This is a genomic window from Serratia sp. HMSC15F11 (assembly GCF_001808215.1).
GTDB lineage: Bacteria > Pseudomonadota > Gammaproteobacteria > Enterobacterales > Enterobacteriaceae > Serratia > Serratia nevei.
In genome coordinates this window covers 25246-41171 of the sequence record NZ_KV792399.1, presented here as the reverse complement: position 1 = coordinate 41171, position 15926 = coordinate 25246, and the positions used below count along the sequence as shown (strand labels likewise).

Annotated in this window: 20 protein-coding genes; 11 read left to right on the top strand and 9 right to left on the bottom strand. The window is 48.3% G+C overall.

The features are described 5' to 3' along the window. Positions 1-258: 258 nt before the first annotated feature. The 3 genes from HMPREF3138_RS04165 to HMPREF3138_RS04155 all read right to left on the bottom strand — a co-directional run bounded on the left by HMPREF3138_RS04165 (position 259) and on the right by HMPREF3138_RS04155 (position 3074). The gene (locus tag HMPREF3138_RS04165; RefSeq protein WP_023336538.1) at positions 259-1392 is read right to left on the bottom strand and encodes a nickel/cobalt efflux protein RcnA; all 1134 of its coding nucleotides are present in this window, start codon (positions 1390-1392) and stop codon (positions 259-261) included. 12 nt (positions 1393-1404) lie between these two features. After that, positions 1405-1674, bottom strand: coding sequence for a metal-sensing transcriptional repressor (locus HMPREF3138_RS04160; protein ID WP_023336537.1), 270 nt, complete (start codon positions 1672-1674; stop codon positions 1405-1407). 101 nt (positions 1675-1775) lie between these two features. Beyond that, positions 1776-3074, bottom strand: a complete 1299-nt coding sequence (locus tag HMPREF3138_RS04155) for an MFS transporter (RefSeq protein ID WP_023336536.1) — start codon at positions 3072-3074, stop codon at positions 1776-1778. A 181-nt stretch (positions 3075-3255) separates the two neighbouring features. Here HMPREF3138_RS04155 and HMPREF3138_RS04150 point away from each other — a divergent pair, with 181 nt between their 5' ends. Continuing rightward, a complete protein-coding gene (locus HMPREF3138_RS04150; protein WP_174334997.1) occupies positions 3256-4233 on the top strand; it encodes a chromate resistance protein ChrB domain-containing protein in 978 nt (325 codons plus the stop codon). Continuing rightward, on the top strand, positions 4190-5566 hold the full coding sequence (chrA, locus tag HMPREF3138_RS04145) for a chromate efflux transporter (protein WP_369798191.1): 1377 nt from the start codon (positions 4190-4192) through the stop codon (positions 5564-5566). The genes HMPREF3138_RS04150 and chrA overlap by 44 nt, the downstream gene beginning before the upstream one ends. Positions 5567-5596: 30 nt before the next feature. On the opposite strand, the gene HMPREF3138_RS04140 is transcribed toward chrA, so the two are convergent. The 6 genes from HMPREF3138_RS04140 to HMPREF3138_RS04115 form a co-directional block, all read right to left on the bottom strand. Beyond that, a complete protein-coding gene (locus HMPREF3138_RS04140) occupies positions 5597-6286 on the bottom strand; it encodes a hypothetical protein (protein ID WP_023336533.1) in 690 nt (229 codons plus the stop codon). A 13-nt stretch (positions 6287-6299) separates the two neighbouring features. Then, positions 6300-7037, bottom strand: a complete 738-nt coding sequence (locus tag HMPREF3138_RS04135; protein WP_038859448.1) for a HupE/UreJ family protein — start codon at positions 7035-7037, stop codon at positions 6300-6302. A 43-nt stretch (positions 7038-7080) separates the two neighbouring features. Continuing rightward, complete coding sequence (locus tag HMPREF3138_RS25115) at positions 7081-7446, bottom strand: hypothetical protein (protein WP_074398708.1); 366 nt, start codon at positions 7444-7446, stop codon at positions 7081-7083. A gap of 278 nt (positions 7447-7724) precedes the next feature. After that, complete coding sequence (locus HMPREF3138_RS04125; RefSeq protein WP_023336531.1) at positions 7725-7958, bottom strand: hypothetical protein; 234 nt, start codon at positions 7956-7958, stop codon at positions 7725-7727. Positions 7959-8041: 83 nt separating this feature from the next. Continuing rightward, on the bottom strand, positions 8042-9067 hold the full coding sequence (locus HMPREF3138_RS04120) for a YagK/YfjJ domain-containing protein (protein ID WP_070558810.1): 1026 nt from the start codon (positions 9065-9067) through the stop codon (positions 8042-8044). A 274-nt stretch (positions 9068-9341) separates the two neighbouring features. After that, a complete protein-coding gene (locus tag HMPREF3138_RS04115; RefSeq protein WP_023336529.1) occupies positions 9342-9545 on the bottom strand; it encodes a helix-turn-helix transcriptional regulator in 204 nt (67 codons plus the stop codon). A gap of 385 nt (positions 9546-9930) precedes the next feature. On the opposite strand from HMPREF3138_RS04115, the gene HMPREF3138_RS26120 reads away from it, so the two are divergent. From HMPREF3138_RS26120 to HMPREF3138_RS25095, 9 genes are all read left to right on the top strand, one after another. Beyond that, a complete protein-coding gene (locus HMPREF3138_RS26120) occupies positions 9931-11232 on the top strand; it encodes a hypothetical protein (protein WP_038859443.1) in 1302 nt (433 codons plus the stop codon). A 308-nt stretch (positions 11233-11540) separates the two neighbouring features. Continuing rightward, positions 11541-11975 carry a hypothetical protein gene (locus HMPREF3138_RS25110; protein ID WP_023336527.1) on the top strand — a complete coding sequence of 145 codons (435 nt, stop codon included), beginning with the start codon at positions 11541-11543 and terminating at the stop codon, positions 11973-11975. After that, the gene (locus HMPREF3138_RS04110; RefSeq protein WP_225385418.1) at positions 11929-12798 is read left to right on the top strand and encodes a hypothetical protein; all 870 of its coding nucleotides are present in this window, start codon (positions 11929-11931) and stop codon (positions 12796-12798) included. The genes HMPREF3138_RS25110 and HMPREF3138_RS04110 overlap by 47 nt, the downstream gene beginning before the upstream one ends. Before the next feature lie 244 nt (positions 12799-13042). Next, positions 13043-13483 carry a hypothetical protein gene (locus HMPREF3138_RS04105; protein WP_032645121.1) on the top strand — a complete coding sequence of 147 codons (441 nt, stop codon included), beginning with the start codon at positions 13043-13045 and terminating at the stop codon, positions 13481-13483. Between the two features lie 71 nt (positions 13484-13554). Beyond that, positions 13555-14376 carry a DUF932 domain-containing protein gene (locus HMPREF3138_RS04100; RefSeq protein WP_038859440.1) on the top strand — a complete coding sequence of 274 codons (822 nt, stop codon included), beginning with the start codon at positions 13555-13557 and terminating at the stop codon, positions 14374-14376. Positions 14377-14444: 68 nt separating this feature from the next. Further along, complete coding sequence (gene radC, locus HMPREF3138_RS04095; protein ID WP_023336522.1) at positions 14445-14915, top strand: RadC family protein; 471 nt, start codon at positions 14445-14447, stop codon at positions 14913-14915. 8 nt (positions 14916-14923) lie between these two features. Further along, positions 14924-15145 (top strand): DUF987 domain-containing protein, encoded by a 222-nt coding sequence (locus tag HMPREF3138_RS25100; RefSeq protein ID WP_023336521.1) that lies wholly within the window; start codon positions 14924-14926, stop codon positions 15143-15145. A 31-nt stretch (positions 15146-15176) separates the two neighbouring features. Next, positions 15177-15542: a type IV toxin-antitoxin system YeeU family antitoxin gene (locus tag HMPREF3138_RS04090; RefSeq protein WP_023336520.1), complete on the top strand. Its 366-nt coding sequence runs from the start codon at positions 15177-15179 to the stop codon at positions 15540-15542. A 33-nt stretch (positions 15543-15575) separates the two neighbouring features. After that, entirely contained in the window at positions 15576-15896 is a 321-nt protein-coding gene (locus tag HMPREF3138_RS25095) for a TA system toxin CbtA family protein (protein ID WP_023336519.1), read from the top strand. Positions 15897-15926: the final 30 nt, after the last annotated feature.

Below are 15926 nucleotides of genomic sequence, written 5' to 3'. Positions count from 1 at the left end.
GTATGCGAGCTTCATATGGTGGCAAAAGCATCATAGTTTGTGATTAATCACTATCAGACAATATTCCGGAAGAGTGCTTTACTGCTAAGGGAAAGGACAGCGTACTAGTGCAATACACAGCCAAAACGTGTAATGAGCTTAAAGCTGACATGGACTCTTTGCATGAGTGTAAAGGCATGAATACTTAAGAAGACTCAACCTGAACCTCAATGTTCAGGTCGAATTACAACGTATTGTGAATATCGGCGCTTCAAAAAATTATTGCATAATGCCTGTCATGCCGTGATAGCCCATATATATCCCCACAAGAGCTATCAGCACGCTTGAGAAGTACGGAGCACGACGCGCCAGCGTATCAAATCCGCTCCAGCGTTTGGTTGCCTGACGAACGCTAAACGCCGCAGCCGCACCTACCGAAACCAGCGTAATGGCTAAGCCAATACTGAAGCACAGCACCAGGGCAGCACCAAGCGTAAACTCTTTCACCTGAATGCAGAGCAGCAAAACGGTAATGGCTGCCGGGCAAGGGATTAACCCGCCGGTCAGGCCAAACAGGACTATCTGCCCGGTTGTGACCTTACGATTGGCAAAACGCTTTTTGATATCGTTCGCATGCGCCTTTTCGTGCGCATCCTGATATTCCTGAGAATTCACGTCCAGACCTTCCAGAGCCGAGTGGTCATGCTCGTGATCGTGGTCGTGCTCATGAAACGCTACGTCGTAGTCATGCACATGGCCGCGATGACCCAGGGTTAAGCGGACATCGAAGCTGTGCGGTTCGGGGATCGGCTGGGTGGATTCCATAAAACCGTCTTTTTCAACGAAGTCGAATACCTGTGAAAAAGTATCCGGCCCACGGTTGGTCACCAGCGAAATATCCCGCGCTTCCCATTTTTTGCCGCTAAGCATGCGTAAACGCCAGTGAGGCGGCTGGCCTTCCTCAAAGATAGAGAGTTCAACGCTGCCGTGACCGGTGTCGATGACGCGTGTTTCATCGTGATGGTGGCCGTGAGAATGCTCCTGTTCCTGCTCCATCTTCCATAGCTTTTCGCCGCGCCAGGTGCGCCAGAACATCCATGCGGCAGTAGCGAGAATAATGATCGCAGAAATCAACTGGAACCAGGGCTCTGCAGATTCAGCGGTAAACTTGCGGCTGATATACATTCCACCCAGAGCAATTAACCAGACAACTGAAGTGTGGGAAAGGGTGGCAGCGAGCCCCAGCAGAACAGCCTGCTTAACGGTTCCCCGGACAGCCACGATAAAAGCGGCCATCATCGTTTTGGAATGGCCCGGTTCGAGCCCGTGGAGCGCACCCAGCAAAATAGCGCTGGGAATAAACAGCCAGGCGTTAGCCACGCCTTGCTGTAACAGAGCGGAAAAATCAGTCATGTTTCTCTTGCCTTAAAGATATTTGGTGATCTCTTTAAATTCGTTAAGCGTTGTGTCAGACCCGGCATGATCGGCGTGAAGGGCATCCTCCAGACAGTGATCGAGATGGTCATGAATGAGCGTACGCTTGGCGTTTGTTATCGCCTTTTCCACAGCATAAAGTTGCTGGGCGATATCCAGACAGGCTTTTTCATCTTCAAGCATCTGGATGGTGCTTTTCAGGTGCCCGGCGGCACGTTTAAGTCTTTTTATAATGTCGGGGTGTGAAGCGTGAACAGTCATTTTTATCCTCTCCGGGTGGAGGGGATAAGATAATGTGTATCAACGTAAGGGTCACACTGTTTATCGGTTTATCCTCTCCTGATAGTACGAACGTTGGGTAATTATTTTTTTCTCTTCGGCCATGAGGGATGTTCGTCATCAATAACGAAATCATGCTCATGGGTTATTTCCGTTTTCGCGTCAGCATCCTGATGGCTGTGCAACTGCGAATAAACCTCGTGTTCCGGACGCCAGATCAGCACGGCGGTTAACAGAGAGAACGCCGCCACAATGGTAAGCGCAATAAAAGAGGCCTGAGTTCCCCAGGTTGCCCCTACCCATCCGGCCAGCGGATAGGTAAGCAGCCAGCAGGAATGTGACAGGGCAAACTGAGCGGCAAACAGTGCAGGCCGGTCTTCCGGTGTTGATGAGCGGCGTAATAAACGCCCGGATGGCGTCTGGGAAAGCGAGTAGCCAACGCCCAGCAAAGCCCAGAGCACGACCAGCGTAAAATAATCCTTAAGGAAAATACCCAGCCCAAGGCCAACAACCAGTAAACCGGTTCCGACCATCATTGGCATCCGGTCACTTATTTTGTCGAGAAGACGCGGAAGTATCAGCGCCGATATCATCGACCCCACGCCAAAGAACGCCAGCGCAATCGCGGTGGAGCGCTGTGAGAAACCAAAGTCGGCCTGCACCAGAACCACGGTGTTGACGATCACCATCGCGCTGGCCGCTGCAACGGCCATATTCAGCGCCAGCAACCCCCGCAGCCTTGGCGTTTTCAGGAAGATGCGCATCCCGCGCGTGGTTTTATCGTAAATGGTGCGATGAACAGTCAGCGCCTGCATTCTGGGCAAGGTGACTGAGACAACCAGAATGGCGGAAGCGAGAAAACCGACGGCGGTGCCTGCAAAAAGATTGTGGAAACTCATCACCGTCAGCAGTGCGGCTGCCAGCATGGGGCTGATGACGCTTTCAAGATCGTAGGCCAGCCGGGAGAGCGAGAGCGCCCGGGTGTAGTCACGCTCGTCCGGGAGGATATCAGGAATCGTGGCCTGGAACGTTGGCGTAAACGCGGCTGACGCCGATTGCAGAATGAAAATAAGGATATAAATTTCCCAGATTTGGGTCACGAAAGGCAGTGCAAAAGCCACCATAGCCCGCACCAGATCCAACGTAACCAGCATCGTGCGGCGGGGAAATTTATCAGCGAAGGCGGCGGCAACCGGGGCGACCAGAATATAAGCACTCATTTTAATCGCCAGCGCCGTTCCCAGAACGGCCCCGGCCCTGTCGCCCGCCAGATCGTAGGCCAGAAGGCCCAGCGCAACGGTCGCCAGACCGGTACCGATAAGGGCAATTATTTGCGCCATAAACAGGTGGCGGTATGAACGATCAGAAAGAATGCTTAGCATCAGAAACTCTCCTGGCTTTCCATATCCCCCCCGGGGGGATGTGGAAAGAGTAGAGAATAGCGGTGTGCCTGGCAAGCGGTATTACATTTTAGTGGCTCTCTTTTTGGATGGCCCCCCATTGTTATATGCATATAAAAAATTATGCGTAGCAAATTCTACATGATGTATTAATCTCTACATCATGAAACTACATATTCTTATCCTGACGCTGCCCACTCAGCAGGCCACGTTGCGTATGCGTGTCTGGCGGGCATTAAAAAACACCGGTGCCGCCATGCTGCGCGACGGCGTTTATCTGTTGCCTGAAGCGCAACAGGGCCAAGAGATCTTTAACGATATAAGTCGTGAAATCCGCGATGAGGGGGGTGCGGCTTTTGTTTTTAACGCTACAACGCCCGAAGAAGAGGAAATCCGCCCGTTATTTGATCGCTCTCAGCAGTACATGGCCCTGCTGGAAAGGCTACAGGTGTGTAAAAACGACCTGGATGAGGAAACCGCCGTCAGCCAGCTGAAGGTGGTGAGAAAACTTCGGCGCGAGCTGGATCGGATTGTGGCGATTGATTTCTTTCCTGGTGAAGCGCAGGCGCAGGCCGTCTTTAGCCTGACGGAACTGGAAGCAGGCATTAACAGGTTCATCTCTCCCGGCGAGCCCCACGCCGTCAGCGGCGAGCTGACACAACTGATGCCTGAGGATTTCCACAACCGGATCTGGGCAACCCGACGCAGACCCTGGATTGACAGGCTTGCCAGCGCCTGGCTTATACGGCGTTTTATCGATCCTGATGCGCAGTTTCTCTGGCTTGAGGATGGCAATGATTGCCCGACAGCGGCGGTGGGGTTTGATTTTGATGGGGCGACCTTCAGCCACATCGACAATCGGGTGACCTTTGAAGTACTGATGGTCCGCTTCGGGCTGACGGGGGATGCCCTGAATGGTCTGGCAATGCTGGTGCATTACCTTGATGTTGGCGGGGTTCAGCCTCCCGAAGCGGCTGGCGTTGAAAGTGTACTGGCAGGATTGCGTGAAAGCATTACGGATGATGACACATTACTCGCAGCGGCCTGTTCGCTGTTTGATGGTCTGTTAACGACGTTTGAAATGAGGTCCGGCCATGATGAACAAAACGGAGTCGCTGACGCTGGCAGAGGAAAACGTTAAGCCCTCGCCGATCCCCCTGAAGGAGGCGTTCTGGTTCTGGCTCAAGCTGGGGTTTATCAGCTTTGGCGGGCCCGCCGGACAGATAGCTATCATGCACCAGGAGCTGGTCGAGAACCGGCGCTGGATATCCGAGTCGCGTTTCCTTCACGCACTCAACTTCTGTATGGTGCTGCCCGGTCCGGAAGCGCAGCAGCTTGCGACCTACATCGGCTGGCTGATGCACAGAACGTGGGGTGGCGTGATCGCCGGGCTGTTATTTATCCTTCCTTCGCTTTTTATTCTTATCGCGTTGTCGTGGATCTATATCGCCTGGGGAGACGTTGCCATTATTGCCGGTATCTTTTACGGCATTAAACCCGCCGTGGCGGCAATCGTGCTGCAGGCGGCGCATCGCATCGGGTCCCGTGCGCTGAAGCACGGTGCCCACTGGGCTATAGCTGCTGCGGCATTTGTGGCCGTTTTCGCCCTGAACGTACCTTTCCCTGTCATCGTTATTTCAGCAGCGATAACTGGCTATATCGGCGGACGCATCGCGCCGGAAAAATTTCACAGCGGCAGCGGACATAACAAACAGGAGAAAGCCGCTGGTGGAGCTGCGGTTATTGACGATCATACGCCCGTACCGGCGCATGCCCTGTTCAGCTGGGCGAAACTGTTAAGGATTGTGGCGGCGGGCGCACTGCTCTGGCTTATTCCCATGACGGTGCTGACGCTGGGGCTGGGCTGGGCGCATCCGGTGACGCAGATGAGCTGGTTCTTTACCAAGGCTGCGCTCCTTACCTTCGGTGGGGCCTACGCCGTCCTGCCATACGTTTATCAGGGTGCTGTCGCCAATTTTGGCTGGCTGACTGCCGGGCAGATGATGGACGGGCTGGCGCTGGGAGAAACCACGCCCGGCCCGCTGATTATGGTGGTGACCTTTGTCGGATTTGTTGGTGGGTATACCCATGCTGTTTTTGGCGCGGATATGCTGTTTGTCGGCGGAGCCGTTGCCGCCTGCATGGTGACGTGGTTTACCTTTCTCCCGTCCTTCATTTTCGTGCTGGCAGGCGGGCCGTTTATCGAAACGACCCACAACAAGGCCGGTTTCACGGCACCGTTAACCGCCATCACTGCGGCCGTAGTGGGCGTCATTGTTAATCTGGGGCTGTTTTTTATCTGGCATACCGTATGGCCGGAAGGCGCAAAGGGAGGGATCGATATCCCTGCAGCCCTGATTGCCGTCGCCGCTGCGTTTGCGCTTTTCCGATTAAAATGGAAGGTTACGCACGTTATTGCCCTGGCGGCTCTTGCCGGGCTGATACTCCGCCTGACCGGGCTGACGGCAGCGTGAAAAGGGGCAGGATAACCTGCCCCTGATTTATCAGATAACCCGTTTGATGTTCAGGTAGTCGCCGGTTGTATCAAGCTGTATCGTGATGGTCTCAGACCCACGATTTCGCCAGAACCAGCCATGTTTACCCTCGAACGCGGCCTGTAAAACGCCGTCTCCGGATGTGATCTGCCGGGCTTTACCATAGCCATGGTAGAAGCCTTTCGGGGCGTTGACCGGATCGCCGTGTGCATCCACGTTTACCGGCCCGGAACTGGTCCACTGATAGGTCACGCGGGCATCTTTACGCATTTCCAGTTTAACTTCAGCAGCTTCGTTGGGCTTCAGGGTGATGAGCATCTGATGACGTTGCGAGCCAGCCGCTGGTACTTCCGGCGCGCGCGTGGTCGCCGGAACGCTCAGCTCCGGGTAGGTGTTCTGCGTTATTGCCGGAGGATTATCCGGGATCGGTCGCTCATTAACCGGCGCAGCCAGCTGTCCTTGCTGAACAGCGCTGGCCTGATTATCGGCATCAGCCTCTTCGGCAAGCTGCGTTTTGATTTCTCCCATCTGCTTAAGCCCCAGTAAACGACCCACGCCAGTAGGATCAATGCCGTATTCCGAAGGCATGACGACGGTGATCAGCAGCGTCAGCGCCACGATGGCGGCGAGGATAGTGGACTGCATCAGTTTGATGGCAGAAGGTAATTCTGCGCGTGTTGGTAAATCAGTGTTGTACATTGTTTTGTCTCCCTCAGGCTAAAATGTAGCCACAAAGCTGGTAACTCATTAACAGAAATCCCGCGCTCATCATCACCACATTGGCGGTATAAGCGTGTCGGAAAAAGCTCGCCGTTTGCCGCCAGTAACTCATGACGATCAGGATGGCGCTCAGCGCGAGCAACTGGCCGATTTCAACGCCAATGTTGAAGGCAATCAGGTTGACGAACAGGCCATCGGGAGAGATTTCGAATTCCTGGATTTTGGTTGCCAGACCAAAACCGTGGAAGAATCCAAAGATGAGCGTCGCAAGCTTCGTGTTGGGCTGAACGCCAAACCAGCGCTGGAATGCCCCAAGGTTATCAAGCGCCTTATAGACCACGGACAGCCCGATAATGGCGTCGATGAGGTAAGCACTGACGCTGATATCAAAGAAGGTGCCGATGAGCAGCGTCGTCGAGTGCCCGATAGCGAACAGGCTGACGTACAGCCCGATATCGCGCATTTTGTAGAGGAAGAAAATCACCCCGAACAGAAACAGCAGGTGATCGTAACCGGTCACCATGTGCTTCGCGCCAAGGTAGATAAACGGGATGATGTTAATCCCAGTGATCTCCTGGATGTACCCTTTATCGCCTTCCGCCACGCCGTGGGCATATGCGCCCTGGCTGTAGAAAAGCAGTAACAACAGGAAAAACAGACAAGCCGAACGCGCCTGAGCTGAAAGCAGGCGAGCGCTCAACCGGCCCTGTGTATCAAGGCTGGTATACATAAAAATCCTTACATGTTGAATAATAACGAATTAACAGAAGTTATTACGCAGACAGGATTCTCGGAGGGCGTTCGGGGGTGGACTGCGGCATTTGCAGTATTTGTTCTGAACTCAACGCATATATCACCCGCATGCCCGGATTCCAGGCGTGCAGAGTAGGCAGAGTAAAGAGTTTATTCAGATCGTGGGAATGATCGGCATTGAGGTGATGCACGCTACCGTGGGAGTGAAACAACAATGGATCGTGCTCATTCAGTGGTTCATCGCTGTCGTGTTGATGGTCACTGATGGACGTTGTTTCCTGAACGCTGTATGCAGCCTGTGGTTTTGCCATAAACGAACTGCTCAGCACGGCAACAGCCATGATGATAAGCACGATTCTGGAAATGACTTCACGGCGAATAAACACAGTCAACGGCATCCTGATGATACAAAGTAACAACGTGCGTAATGTATCCGCACTGTGGGCCTGATTTCAATAGCTTCTTTCGGATTTGGTCTGGACTGAAAGTACTACCAGTTTTGTAATGCCCATCCTGGCACCTAGCAAAAAACTGCGAGGTGCAATAAGAGACATCGGAGCATAAGGGCATTCTTTTGAGCCACCCCAATAGTGAACACCGCCAGTTTGTACTACAAAGGGATGATAAAGCTAAGGAGAGAAGCAAGATGGAGCTCCGATGTTTTCTAAATTTCTGATTTACTCCTGTGCTCACAGGTTTTCATTTTCATCACATTATGAATACTGCCTGGCAAGTGAATAAAACTCCTAACCCCGGTCAAAGGGTCAATATGAACGCCTAGCTTTAACTTACAACTAAGGCAGAACAGCGAATCGTAATCTGCCTGTTCAATGGTTAGCGGGGTTACCCACTCACCGTGACCTGTGACAGCATTAGGGACAAAAATAACGTTGTGCATAATGGGCTCCTTGAGATTAGAAAAGCCAGCGTGAAATACTGGCTTTATAGGGTTGAAGAGAAGTAAGGAAAAGATGGGCGTTACTACCTACGCCGTTTATTTTTCGTTTTCAGTGCCTTGATTTCACCTCGACCAAATGTTCGGGCATTGCCCGGTAAGACCAGACGGGCACAGGCATCAATCTTGGTCATATAGCTCACCGCTTTAAGCAGACCTTTTTCCATTGATGAGTTCCCTCGTTCAAGCTTACCTAAACCACAGTCTTCATAATCGTCTTTGTGGGCGTTGCAGTTGTAGTAATGCCCTTTACTTTCGGTGATGTGTTTTTTCCAGTACTCACCGAATGCCCGGGCTAGGTTGACATCCTGACGTGCCTTGTGACCATTAACTAAAAACAGCATGTGGTAATGAAACTTACGGGCAGGTGCGTACTCTAGTTTCCAAACGGTTCCTAGTACATTACGGAACAGTGGGTTCTTTTTCATATTGCGGAATAAATGCTGGCGGCACTGGCGGGCTATGTCCGCAGTAACGTCAGACTTATGTTCATCATTCCAGGATAAATCTACTCTCAATATTAACAACCGGGAATAACGAGACTGCATATGACGAAGATAATTCAACACCCCTTTCAAGTTTTTTATCGATGCCCGTTTATATTTAAGATATTCCTTCTTAAATCCGGCCTGACTGATAGCTGTGCGATAATCCAGAATAAGTTTATTCAGGCTTTCCGCAGTCGTTATTTGATCTACTCCGACTATTTTCCCTTCATGTATCCGTGCGCACAAATCAGCATTATTTAATAAACGCTGGAAAGCTGCTATACGCGGATTGACTAACCTAGTCCGTAGATAGTCTTTCTGTAACCTTTCCAGACAGCAAATAGCATCGCGGAGTAATGAAGCGCTTGTATGAGGTTTGTAACCTTTACGGTCATACGAAACAGTAAAGGGTAATGACTTCCCTTTACCCAAAACTTTAAGATATTTATCTAACTGTTCTGCTTTATCTCTGAGCATATTGTCATCAGAAATGATTGAATACGATTGCACACCATCGTCATGATATTCCACATGCGATAATAAATACTCTTCTGGTAAGTTCATGCTTGTATATTCTCGGTTATATCAGCTTGTATGGGTATAAGGCAGTTTGCAGCTAGTCTCTTATCATCGACCATTAATTGCATTTGTATCTTTTAGAGTGTTAGCTAGGGAATAATTAATTTAATAACAATAAAATAAAATTAATAAGTTCAAGATACAATAAAATAAGAAGCGGCGATGAAATAAGCATTAACGCCTTAAGCTGCCTGTAATTAACGTATAAAAGTATGGTGTAAAGTTAGTGACCATTTTTTATAATGGCTACCATCGATTTTTACGCTCTGGATTCTTTAATTCGCTCTTCCAGCCATGCTTTAACCTCACGTTCAATCCAGCGAGAACTACGGCCAAATTTAACAGGTTTCGGAAACTTCCCCTCCTGTGCCATTTTGTAAAACCACTTGTCAGACTGACCGGTCAGTTCCGTAATAAAACGCATATTTACGAATTTATCGCTGTGAATATCAATCATGCTCATGAAAGTCTCCGGAGATGTAACAGGAGGACACCGGGCGGCATCCTTTCATGTGATAGTCCGCATATGTATGGTTTTACATTTTCCTGTCCGTATTTTTCTCTGCATATACGACAATATTTTTAATTGATGCATCTGGTCTATAACCTGCAGTCAAACCAACATTCTGTACACTATCCATTGAGTTCCACTTTGATAGTGCATACTGGTGTGATTTGATGGTGGTTTTCAGCAGTGAAATACCTGGTTAACGCCAGCTGCAGCACTGGTTTTGCGTTGTTTCAACACTACATTTTTATCTATTATTTTTCTACTTTTTTGACTACATTCAACACTGCTCGTACAATAGCCGGAATCTAAAATTTAGTATTTTTACAGGAATGTATTTGTGGGAAACTCACTACACTATGTCAATATAAAGAACAAAAGAGATCTCAGGCTTTTTCTTTGGTATCTCTCAGCTAGGGATATTGCAATTCTTATTAACACGCTGGCATCAGTAAAGAGTACTTATAGTGAAGATGATATATTTGGAAATAATGTTGAAATCGCATCAGGTGCTATTAATCAAGCCCTGTTACTGATAAAGGACAAAGCTGTTAAGGGGATTTACTCCGCATCATTTAACTTCTTTAAATCGCTTCAGTTACCCTCTTCTGAGTTTTCGTGGATAAAGAAATCTCCTGATGCCTGCTATTTCTCATGGCTGTATATAAAAACTATGGTTCATGATTTAAACGGTGAGTTACAACTTATTCCTGAGATTGTAGGAAAGATAAGAAATGCCGATTACATTTATGTCGGGCATGACTTTTTGTATAAAAGGTTACTGATAAATCCCTATCCTGTGGATAATAAAGAAAGAATAGTTGCAATTGAGGATTTTTTTGACCGTGCCCCCACAACTCTGAGACATAAACTCAACCTGATGCATCGTATTCGAAAACAATGGAACGATCTTTATTATTTAAGTGCTAATTTTCCACTCTCTCCAAAAGAGAAGAAGAAATGTGAGTGGGCTTGGGAATACATACAAAAAGACAGGAGCAAAATGCGTGGTAAAAGAAAAAATCCGGATGGCACGTATTCGGATTACTTAAATGCTCCATCTGCAACTGACAGTATCATACTTTCTGCATTAAGACCCTCAGGTGCTTATGAGAAATACATGGCTGTAAAATTTTCATATATTTTTAAATTTGTAAAAGATGATTTATTTATTCAGCGGTTCAAAAAAGCATGGGAACTGCATAAGTATAGGCTTTCAGCTGCTTCTAAAAAGAATAAATCATCAAGACGCTGTGGAACTGACAACAAAGAAGTTGTAGCAACACCTATGCCTACGGTCTCAAAGCCGGAAAGTTATAAGGATTTCTCGTCTGAGAGAAGTACTCGTGAATTCAATACTGGTTTATCGCAGCCTCTGCACATTGCGCATAATACAGAGGTCGTTTTGGAACCAAGAGAAGCATATCAAAATAATAAAGATGAGAATATTGAAGTTATGAAGCCAACTCATTCAGGAAGCAACCAAAAAGGTATAAATCCCCCTGGGACAGTAATTAAATATTTGCAATCCTCATCCCTGAAAAGTACTTTACCGTACCAGCTTATAAGCATGGCGAGTGACGGACTTGATGCAATTGCTAAAACAGCGAGTAAAATAAAAGAGAAGAAAAACATCAAGTAAGAATATTTTATTTGTCAGCATTCTATTATTTTTCAAACCTATATAACCTTAATGAGGCACAGCAGCTAAGTATGCTGATGTGACTCAACACACTGATCTGTAGTGCCGATCGATATAAAATTAACGATAGGCTAAAACTATTGATAAGCATATATCGATCGTTTTAATCATAGAAAATAACGATCAATTTCTTAAAACCGATCTGTATTAACGATTATCACATCCCCTCTCAAATGCATACGATCAGATGGCCTTTTGTACAGCAAAAGGCCATTTTTCATTTATAAAACACACAGTAAGGAGCAACTATGCTGAAGTCTCCCTCAGCCTTGCTTTTCAGTGCAGCATTGTTCTCAACCTCTGCACATGCAGTCATTCAGGAACAGCAATGGCACCACTGGTTTGGCAATATCAGTGTTATGGAGTTTGAAATTAACTCTCAGAATTCTGCAGGCGAAGTGCTCACTTTGACCTGTACAGGCGGAACGTTAGCTCTAGCTTATAGCGTACCTGCAGAGGACTACCGCGTTTCTTCCCTCACAGGCCTTGCTGAGCCTGGTATCAGTATTAACGGTACAAACTATTCTCTAGATGAAACGGCTTTTACAGCACTCAAATCTGCAGGAAATAACGGTGTAATAAAAATCACCTCTTCGAATACAGCAATTTCTAAAAAATTCAGTACTAAAGGGCTGAATGAAGCGCTGGGTGATTTTACCTGGCAGGACTGTATTCATCACTAATAATCAAAAAGGAAATATGATGCATAAATTAATAGCTTTATCGTTCAGCTCAGCAGTTCTGCTTATCCCATCTATCTCTTCTGCATTGACAGTTCACGGAGATATACATCCCGAACGCTATACCTTTTTCCTGACCCAAGAAGGAAGCAACCAATTAAAACAGGCGAATGAGCGACTAGCCAAGAATCCACAGGCCTACACGCTTGATGTGAACCATACGGGCATTCAGCCCTTTGAGGCAGTCCGCTGGGATGGTAAGCCTGTAAAGGCCGTCACCTGTGTGTTGGTAGATGGCGTTATGATGGGTAAAAAAGCTACTTGGTCACAATGCAAAGATGAAAGTGGTGCAGAATATTTTGGCAATGCCGGGTGGCCGGTACGTGATTACGTGGCAAAGGCGTGTGAAGTAGGTAAATCAGATTGTCCAGTTTACCTCGTCTTTCAGACAGACCCACCGACTATGCGGAACGATATGGCTAAATTTACACCTGCGCCTAAGAACTTCAATGCTTCAACAAACCTGACGGATGAAATTAAAAACGACGGATGTCAGATGGCTAACAATTCCTTTGAATATGCAAAAAGCAGTATTCGTTGTTCTGCAATTAACGCCGTACGTTTTATTCGTAAACAAAATACCGAAGCCACATATGAAGCTGATCTCATCACTACTTCAGGCGAAAAGATGACAATGACTATCGGGTACACCTATGGGAATGCATCCAGTAAAGAACCGGGCTGGCGCACCATTTCTGTCAAGCAGGGGGGCATTATTACTGATATCCGCAAACAGGGCCAATGGCTCCCTAATGGCTATAAGTAGAGGTATTTTCCATGCACAGCCAAAGCGAATTGATTACAAACCAGCCAGATCATGAATCCCCATGGCCCGACTGTACGTGGCAACTTGTCCTGTGCGTAACAGGGATAACGTTGATGCGAAGCCATTCGATCACGGTAAAAGCTCTGGGTGCAGGTTTGACCACCTTTAGCCTGATAAAGGCAATAAAAAAACTCGCTGCACTTGCCTGATGGCAGGAGGCGGAAGTTCAAAGGATAAAAAGACTATGGTCGAAAATGGAACAGGGAAACTCCGTAGCCTTAAAGAAAGGCTGAGTTTTTCACGCGAGAAAACACCTGCAGAAAATCTGGATGCATCATTAAGTGAGCTCCTACCGGAAAACACGGTCAAATCTTCGATAAATGGATCTGATAAATACAGGCTATTACTGGAGAATATTGTAATTAATGGTTTGTTAAATATCGCTGAAGATAAGCTTAATGATGATGCTTTTGTTGAAGTTGTTTTCAGCAAAGCATATGAGCTTTTGCCTGCCCCAGTCAGGATTGTACTGAAGCGGGAATGGTGTTTGAGCTACCTGCAGTCACAAAAAGCTCCAATTCTGAAGAAATTACAACTTTACCGTGCAGATAAGCTCAGTCCTGCCGAACTATCTGCGTTGCCCCAGTCAGATTCAGAAAAGGCTGCATCGCAGGTTTCACCTTAAATAATCCCCACTTTCAATCCAGGCCATCCTCAGGGATGGCCTTTTTTATACCCATTTTAAAGGAGCCAGCCATGACCCGTTTAGCCAGCCGCTTTGGTGCAGTCAACCTTGTTCGTCGTGACCGCCCGTTAACTCGCGACGAACTGGCCCATTATGTGCCCAGTGTCTTCAGCGAAGAAAAGCATGAATCCCGGAGTGATCGCTATACCTACATCCCGACAATTACCCTTCTCGATAACTTGCAACGCGAAGGCTTCCAGCCATTCTTCGCCTGCCAGACCAGAGTCCGCGACCAGAGCAAACGAGAGCATACGAAGCACATGCTGCGCCTGCGTCGTGAAGGCCAGATTACTGGCAAACAGGTTCCCGAAATTATTCTACTGAATAGCCACGACGGCTCCAGCTCATATCAGATGCTACCGGGGTTATTCAGAGCAGTTTGCCAAAATGGGCTGATTTGCGGTGAGAGTTTTGGCGAAGTGCGCGTGCCGCATAAAGGCAATGTAGTAGAGAAAGTCATCGAAGGGGCCTACGAAGTATTGGGAATATTTGACCGCGTAGAAGAGAAACGCGATGCCATGCAGTCGCTTTTGTTACCGCCGCCCGCTCAGCAGGTGATGGCGAAAGCGGCGCTGACATATCGCTTCGGTGAGGAGCACCAACCGGTGACAGAGTCGCAGATACTTTCCCCACGCCGCTGGCAGGATGAGAGTAACGACCTGTGGACCACTTATCAGCGCATTCAGGAAAATCTGATTAAAGGCGGGCTATCGGGGAGAACAACCAAAGGAAAGCGCGCCCATACCCGAGCAGTGAAAGGTATTGACGGTGATGTGAAGCTCAACCGTGCCCTCTGGGTGATGGCTGAGAATATGCTGCAGCTTGCTTCATGACCATTCCACCATTTTCCCTTAACGCCTTTCCGAAGATTCGGAAGGGCTTTTTCTTCTGAGGAGTTGTCATGCCTACGATCAATTTGTCCCCGATATTTCCTGCAAACGAGCAGCGAGTCATCCAGCGAGCATTACGTCTGCTGGAGAAATACCAGCGTCAACCGAGTGAGTCATTTACCTCAACCAGCCTCACAAAAACCTGGCTGCAACTGCAAATGGCTCACCTGGAGCGGGAAGTTTTCATCGTAATGTATCTCGACAATCAACATTGCCTGCTGGAGCGAGAAACACTGTTTACCGGCACGCTCAGCCATACCGAAGTGCATCCCCGCGAAGTGGTTAAATCAGCCCTGAAACATAACGCCGCTGCGGTCATTTTGGCGCATAACCACCCGTCCGGCACGACAGAAATCAGCCAGCAGGATAAACATGTCACTCTGCGAATTGCTAAAGCCTTGGCTCTGGTGGAAGTGCGTGTGTTGGATCATCTTGTGGTCGGGAACGAAGTGGTGTCTTTTGCTGAATGTGGCTTGTTATGAGGTGCAGAATGAAAATCATCAGTAAGCGTCAGGCGATGCATATTTATCGTCAGCATCCCGAATCCAGGCTATCTGCCTTCTGTACAGGTCACTACCAGTGGCATGGCAGTGTCTGCCATTACTACGGACGTGAAGTTCAGGATATCAGCGGCGTACTCGCTGTTTTTATTGAACGTCGTCAGGACCGGGCAGGCCCGTACGCCATTCTTCGCAGCGTGACAGTGAACTAATCAACCCACTCAGTCATTAAGGAATATATTAATGCAGTCGACCACCTTATCCGGCACATCGGCGGAGAACGCATCCTGCTTTCAGTGGGGATTAAAACGTAATATCACGCCATGCTTCGGCGCTCGCCTGGTACAGGAAGGCAACCGCTTATACTTTCTGGCTGACCGGGCAGGATTTAATGGCTCATTCAGTGACGAAGAAGCTTTGCGTCTGGACCAGGCATTTCCACTGATGATGAAACAGCTTGAGCAGATGCTGACCACTGGCGAGCTTGATCCCAGCAGCCAGCACTGCGTCACACGGCATCACAACGGACTTACTTGTGAAGCTGACACTCTCGGCTCTCATGGCTACGTTTACATCGCCATATATCCCTGGTCAGCTCTAACCAGGTAATACCTTCCTCTTCTTTTATCAGGGACTCAACTCATGCATATTCCAACTGTACCGGCAACGGTGACGGTTTCGTCACGCCTATCTCCTGTCCAGATTTGGCAAAAACTATTAACGTATCTTTTAGAGCATCATTACGGCCTCACGATCAACGACACACCGTTCAGTAACGATACGGCGATTCTGGAACATATAGAGGCGGGAGTGAATCTTACTGATGCTGTTAATTTCCTTGTAGAACGATTCGAGCTTGTGCGCATTGACCAGAAGGGTTTCTCCTGGCAGGATCAAGAACCCTGGCTAACACCTTTGGATGTTCATCGGGCACAGTTCACCCTTGGCTTGAAACGCTCATAAATCAGCCAGCTGATCATTAAGGAAAAACAT